At 45.8% G+C, this 6,319-nt stretch carries 7 protein-coding genes; 4 read left to right on the plus strand and 3 right to left on the minus strand.

Annotated elements, in window-relative coordinates; translation table 11 throughout:
* Window positions 1-70 precede the first annotated feature (70 nt).
* A complete protein-coding gene (locus MVI27_RS11240; RefSeq protein WP_246961870.1) occupies window positions 71-562 on the minus strand; it encodes a metallophosphoesterase family protein in 492 nt (163 codons plus the stop codon).
* A gap of 229 nt (window positions 563-791) precedes the next feature.
* On the opposite strand from MVI27_RS11240, the gene truA reads away from it, so the two are divergent.
* On the plus strand, window positions 792-1,523 hold the full coding sequence (gene truA / locus MVI27_RS11245) for a tRNA pseudouridine(38-40) synthase TruA (protein WP_246961874.1): 732 nt from the start codon (window positions 792-794) through the stop codon (window positions 1,521-1,523).
* An 81-nt stretch (window positions 1,524-1,604) separates the two neighbouring features.
* Window positions 1,605-3,347, plus strand: coding sequence for an ABC transporter ATP-binding protein (locus MVI27_RS11250; RefSeq protein ID WP_246961877.1), 1,743 nt, complete (start codon window positions 1,605-1,607; stop codon window positions 3,345-3,347).
* Here the strand turns inward: MVI27_RS11250 and MVI27_RS11255 are convergent, their stop codons facing one another.
* Window positions 3,348-3,740 (minus strand): FEKKY domain-containing protein, encoded by a 393-nt coding sequence (locus tag MVI27_RS11255; protein WP_246961880.1) that lies wholly within the window; start codon window positions 3,738-3,740, stop codon window positions 3,348-3,350.
* 69 nt (window positions 3,741-3,809) lie between these two features.
* Window positions 3,810-5,096: an aldehyde dehydrogenase family protein gene (locus MVI27_RS11260; protein ID WP_246961883.1), complete on the minus strand. Its 1,287-nt coding sequence runs from the start codon at window positions 5,094-5,096 to the stop codon at window positions 3,810-3,812.
* A 192-nt stretch (window positions 5,097-5,288) separates the two neighbouring features.
* Here MVI27_RS11260 and gcvH point away from each other — a divergent pair, with 192 nt between their 5' ends.
* Together gcvH and MVI27_RS11270 are read left to right on the plus strand one after the other, a co-directional pair.
* Window positions 5,289-5,666 carry a glycine cleavage system protein GcvH gene (gcvH, locus tag MVI27_RS11265; protein WP_246961886.1) on the plus strand — a complete coding sequence of 126 codons (378 nt, stop codon included), beginning with the start codon at window positions 5,289-5,291 and terminating at the stop codon, window positions 5,664-5,666.
* A 55-nt stretch (window positions 5,667-5,721) separates the two neighbouring features.
* A complete protein-coding gene (locus MVI27_RS11270; RefSeq protein ID WP_246961888.1) occupies window positions 5,722-6,030 on the plus strand; it encodes a VanZ family protein in 309 nt (102 codons plus the stop codon).
* Window positions 6,031-6,319: the final 289 nt, after the last annotated feature.

The raw sequence follows: 6,319 nt of genomic DNA on the forward strand, positions 1-6,319 counted from the left end.
TAAAGGTTTATTAAGAGACATTTAGTTTAGACAAAAGTGATATTCTACTGAAGATAATAAGAACCAAAGACTACTTCTTCCCCAATTCTATGACTTCCAGGTTTAAAATTTCACTGCCTTTAATCTCAAAGCGCATCATGGTGCGCATTTTATGCCAGCCGACTTTTCCGGCCGCACCGGGATTAAGATGGAGAAGTTGGTTCTTCTCGTCGTACATCGCCTTCAGGATGTGCGAATGGCCGGAGATAAATAATTTCGGTTGCTGCGATGCAATTTCGGTTCGCGCCAGCGGCGTATATTTTCCGGGGTAGCCGCCGATATGGATCATGAGCACCCTGACATCTTCACACATAAAAGACAAAACCTCCGGGAACTCTTTCCGTATTTCGGTCCCGTCGATATTGCCGTACACGCCGCGCAATGGTTTTATTTTCGCCAGCGCATCAGACACGGTTTCATTGCCAAAATCGCCACAGTGCCAGATTTCATCTGCCTGCCCGGTGTAGGCCAGAATGCGGTCGTCGATATAGGAATGGGTGTCTGAAAGGAGAAGGATTTTCATTTTGTAAAGTTCGGAAAACTTTCAAAAAACTGAATAAATTTCTTTTTCAAAGAGCAAATAAACACCTATAAAATAATTCTTCTTTTCCGCCTTAGCCCCGATTGAACGGCCTGTTTGAGCTCTGCCGCGCCGGCAGCAGCAGGCGCGGCAAGCGAGTAGTGAAAGCGGGAGGGTTCTGCCATAAAAGACTTGTTTTCCTGCTCCTCTAAATTCAGTAATTTTGCCGGTGATGAGATATTTTATTGAGTTTGCCTACAGCGGGAAAAATTATTTTGGTTATCAGGTGCAGCCCCGGGAAATTACGGTGCAGCAGGTGCTGGAGGAAGCGCTCTCCACGCTGCTCCGCGAAAAAATAAAAACCACCGGCGCGGGACGCACCGATACCGGCGTGCATGCGCGTAAAATGTTCGCTCATTTCGACACAGAAGCGATTCTGCCTGAAGATCTGGATTACAAACTCAATAGTTTTTTGCCGGCTGATATTGCTATTCAGCGCATTTTTCCGGTGCACGCTGATTTGCATGCACGCTTTGACGCCACCTACCGCACCTATGAATACTACATCGCGACGCGTAAAAATCCGTTTACGCAGGACAGTGCCTGGCAACTGTGGCGGCGCCCCTTGTCCATCGAAAAAATGAATGAGGCGTGTAAAATTTTGTTTGAATATCAGGATTTTACAAGTTTTGCTAAACTGCATACCGACACCAAAACAAACAACTGCACCATTTATAAAGCTTTTTGGGAGCAGGAAGGTGTGCTGCTGAAATTGACCATCAGTGCCGACCGTTTTCTGCGGAACATGGTTCGCGCCATTGTGGGAACGATGGTGGAAATCGGGAATGGTAAAATGCAGCCCGAAGATTTGCGCGCGGTGATCGAGCGCAAACACCGCAATGCCGCCGGCGGTTCGGCGCCGCCACAGGGCCTATTCCTGGTGGATGTGGGTTACGATTTGTAAACCTGCTGTGGCATAGTGTCTGCACTGCGAGCCGGTATCGCGGCAGATTCCGTATTTTTGTACCGGAAATCAAACTGACTTATGAAGAAACAATCGACCTGGAACATCATCAGAAGACTTTTTGTAATTGGCATGAAGTTCCGCACGTGGTTTATTGTAACGCTGCTGATTTCTATCCTGCTTTCGGTAATCTCCACCTATCGGCCGTATCTCACCATGCAGATTGTGGATACCGATATCATTCAGCTGCGCGACCGCGAGCAGATGATGAAGCATATCTATATACTGATTGCTTTGGTTTTTGGCGAAACGCTGCTCAACTTTTTCCTGGTTTATTTTTCCAATTATATTTCCCAGAATGTGATCCGGGACATCCGCGAAAGGCTCTACCAGAAACTCATTTACTTCCGGACTTCTTTTTTTGATAAAACGGCGATCGGGCAGTTGGTAACGCGGGCAGTTGGCGATGTGGAAACCATTGCCACCGTTTATACCGACGGTTTCCTGATGGTCTTTGGCGATGTATTGCGCATCGTGTTTGTACTTATTATGATGTTTCAGGTGGATGTGCATCTGAGTTATATCTCATTGGTGATTCTGCCGCTGATGGTCGTGATCACCCGTTTTTTTCAGAAAAGACTGAAGAAAGCGTTTGGGGATGAACGAACCTGGACGGCCAATCAGAACTCTTTCGTACAGGAGCGTTTGTCGGGCATGTCGATTGTGCAGGTGTTTAACCGTCAAGAGGCGGAGTTTAAAAAGTTTGATGATATCAATGTAACACTGAAAGCTGCCCTGTTGCGCACGGTGTTTATTTTTTCACTTTTCTTTCCGGTGGTCGAGCTGATTTCTTCCTTATTTATCGGTTTTATATTACTGTACGGTGGTTTCATCAGCATTAAGGCCGGGGCGGTCATCGCGTTTATTCAGTATATCTCCATGCTGATTCGTCCGTTGCGGCAGATCGCGGACCGGTTCAATAATATCCAGCGCGGCATCGTAGGCGCCGAAAGGGTGCTGGGTGTCATGGATGAAGATTTCGCCATGTCCAATACGGGAACTGTTAGCAAGGAACACTTCGACGGAAAGATTGAATTTAAAAACGTGCATTTTGCTTATGATGAAAAGCAGGAGGTGCTGAAAGGAATTTCTTTTGAGGTGGAGCCCGGCGAAACGGTCGCCATTGTGGGTGCAACCGGTGCCGGAAAATCCACCATTATCAGTTTGATAACAAGATTGTACGATATTAATTCCGGCGAAATTTGCCTGGACGGCATTAACCTTAAAGAATATGAACTCTATAACCTGCGCAGCCATATCGGCGTGGTTTTGCAGGATGTGTTCCTGTTCCACGGAAGTATTTATGAAAACCTGACGTTTGGCGACGAGCAGATTACACTGGAACAAATTCGCAGCGTGGCGAAAGATATTGAAGTGGATGATTTCATTGAAAGTTTGCCGGGCGGCTATGAATATGTGGTTCGGGAGCGCGGTTCTTCGATTTCCTTAGGACAGCGGCAGCTCCTGTCTTTCCTGAGGGCCTATTTGTCGGACCCTAAGATTCTGATTCTGGATGAAGCTACTTCGTCCATCGATCCCGAAAGTGAAAAGCTGATCCAGCGCGCGACTGAAAAAATCACCAAAAACCGCACGTCGATTATTATTGCGCACCGACTGTCCACCATCGAAAATGCGGATAAAATTATTGTGATGGATCAGGGCAGGATTGTGGAGCAGGGGAAACATGAGGAGTTGCTGAACCAGAACGGCTATTACGCTACATTGTATCGTGCCCAGCTGAAGACCGAAGTTTCTGCCGGTTAGTTATTTTTCTAAGCCAAAGGGAAGGAGCCGCAAATCATTCTTCCAGCCGTTGCCGAACTGTGATGTAAGATAGGCGGCGATTAACCTATTATTTTCCACCACCGGTCCGGAATCAGATGGAATCACGCAATTTTCACTTTTGACCCGGATGCCGTATTTCTCCTCAAAATCCGTGTAATCCTGCGCCATGATACCATACGTCACGAAAGTGAGCTTCTTTTCCTGCAGCAACTGCTCGAAATTTTCCTGCGTAGCGATGCTTACCGGAAGGAGTTCAGTTTTCTCACGCGACTCTTCATGTATATTAAAGGTATAATGATGGACTTTTCGCTGCTTTGTGGAACAGGAAAAAAGAAAGCAGCAGCAACCTAAAATCAGTATGGGTTTCTTCATACGTTTATTTAGGAATCTGATGCTTTCTTTTTGCTTTGGTTAAAGACAAATAGCCTTTATTTTATTATGTTAATTGCCCACTACGGTTTTAATGTTCACAAACTCGCGCAGCGCAATCAGCGAAAGTTCACTGCCGTATCCGGAAGTCTTGGTACCGCCAAAAGGCAGTCGCGGATCGGAACTGGAACTCTTGTTCACGCTCACCGTCCCTGAATCCAGGTTTTCGATAAAGTAATTTTGTCTCTCCCTGTCTGCCGTCCACACGGAATTGGATAACCCAAACGGAATATCGTTCGCATACTGCAGGATGGTTTCTTGATCATCAGCTGTCATCACCAGACCGAGCGGACCGAACACTTCCTCCTTTAATATGGGATTTCCGGGCGCTACTTTAATTAACCCGGGTTTAAACTCCAGATCTGAAATTCTTTCCAGTGGCAGGATCACTTCCGCACCGTTATCAAGCGCTTCACGGTATTGTTTTTCCAGTTCATCTGCCAGGTCTTTTCTAGCCATCCCGGCAATCTTGGTTGTTTTGTCGTAAGGGTCGGCCGGCTGGTAGGTGCTGAATTCTGTTTTAAGTTTGGATATAAATTCATCTGCCACATCCGATTCAATAATGAACCGCTTGGCCGCATTGCAAGCCTGGCCACAATTTGCGAGCCGCGAGTTGGCTCCTTTTTGTGCGGCTTTATCGAGCTCTGCATCGGCAAAAACAATAAAAGCATCACTACCGCCCAGTTCCAGCAATGATTTTTTAATTTGCTGTCCGGCGGTGGAGGCTATTTCCGCACCGGCTTTTTCACTGCCTGTCAAACTTACGCCTTGTACAATTGGGTTTTCCAAGACTTCTTTTACTTCTTTGTGTCCGATCTCCATATTCTGGAAAATTCCTTCCGGAAAACCGGCTTCCAAAAAGGCTTTTTCAATACGGTTTCCGGTACCGAAGCAGATAGAAGCGTGTTTCAGCACCACCGTGTTTCCGGCCAGGATCGCCGGAACAGCAAAACGCAGCGCCTGCCAGAACGGGAAATTCCAGGGCATCACGCCGAGAATAACGCCCTTCGGAACATATCGTATTTCCGAGAGGCGAAATTCGGTTTCAATTTGCTCCGGAGCAAGCACATTGGGAGCGGCCGCGTAATAGCGCGTCATCAGCGCACACTTTTCAATTTCTGCAACCGCTTGCGCCATTGGCTTGTTCATTTCCGAGGTAATGATTTTCGCCATTTCTTCCTTGTGAGCCTCCAGAACTTCAGCCAGTTTGCCGAACAGCTGTTGTCTTTTTTCAAAAGAAACTTTTTTCCACTTGTTAAAGGCCGTATCTGCTTTTTGTAAGGTATCGTGTATATTCATTTAAATTAAGGTTAAAGCCACTGCCAGGCACAGCAGCATATGTAATAGTCTACAAATTTACTAAAAGCACGCTAAATAATTTCAGAGGTAGCTGATACGCTTTACATATATATATAGGATAGAAAGGAATATGTGGCAGCACTTTGAGAATGAATTAATTTTAATTATTTTTGAAGCACTAAACCAATTATAATGAATGCACCGTCCGAATTAAAGTACACAAAGGATCATGAGTGGGTCCGCATTGAAGGAAACATCGCTACCATCGGGATTACCGATTTTGCACAAGGCGAATTGGGGGATATCGTTTTCGTAGATGTAGACTCTGTGGACGATGAACTTGCTGCCGGAGATGTTTTCGGAAGCGTGGAAGCTGTAAAAACAGTGTCAGATTTATTCCTGCCGTTGGCCGGTACCGTAACAGAGTTTAACCAGGAACTGGAAGATCAGCCTGAACTGCTGAACTCTGATCCGTATGGCGCGGGCTGGATCATCAAGCTTGAAATGAAGGAAGATGCAGATACGTCTGAATTGCTGAGTGCAGAAGAATATCAGGCGTCTCTTGGATAAATTCCGGAACATATGTAAAAAGATATTGCCCATTTATTGGGCATTTCTTACTTATATGCTTTTGCGTCCGGGCGTGGAGAACATGGAATTTCCGTTTATGTTTCCGGGAATCGACAAGGTTTTGCACCTGAGCATATTTGCCTTTCTGGGGTTTGTGCTTATGGCAACCTGGCCAAAGATGAAGCTGATCTACTTTGTTCAGCTCATGGCTATCTACGGTTTGCTCACAGAAATTCTGCAGGATGAACTGGGGTGGGGGCGCTCGCTCGAGTTTTTGGACCTTGTGGCAGACATGGCCGGTGGACTTATCGGTTATTATATTTATAAATACCTGGACCGAATAATACCACCGCGAACCATATAATAGAAATGAAGGACCTGTTACTGCGGGTCTTTTTTGCTTTAATAGTATTACGAAGAGGATCTAAAGCATATTTAAAGCGTATTAAAGCGTATTCTTACGCGCAAATTCCACGAAGGTCCGGCAATAATAAATCGATACGAGGGGTTAAGATGACCTCGTGATTTGTACCACTCAAAATTCTTCTCTCAGCATATCAGCCAGTTAAGCATTGGGTAAGTATTTATTTAAGTAAACCCCTTGCCTGTTCAAATAATGTGCCTATTTTTGCAGAGTCAAAAGGAAACGAGTA

Source organism: Chryseobacterium salipaludis (assembly GCF_022968825.1).
Taxonomy (GTDB): Bacteria; Bacteroidota; Bacteroidia; order Flavobacteriales; family Weeksellaceae; genus Kaistella; species Kaistella salipaludis.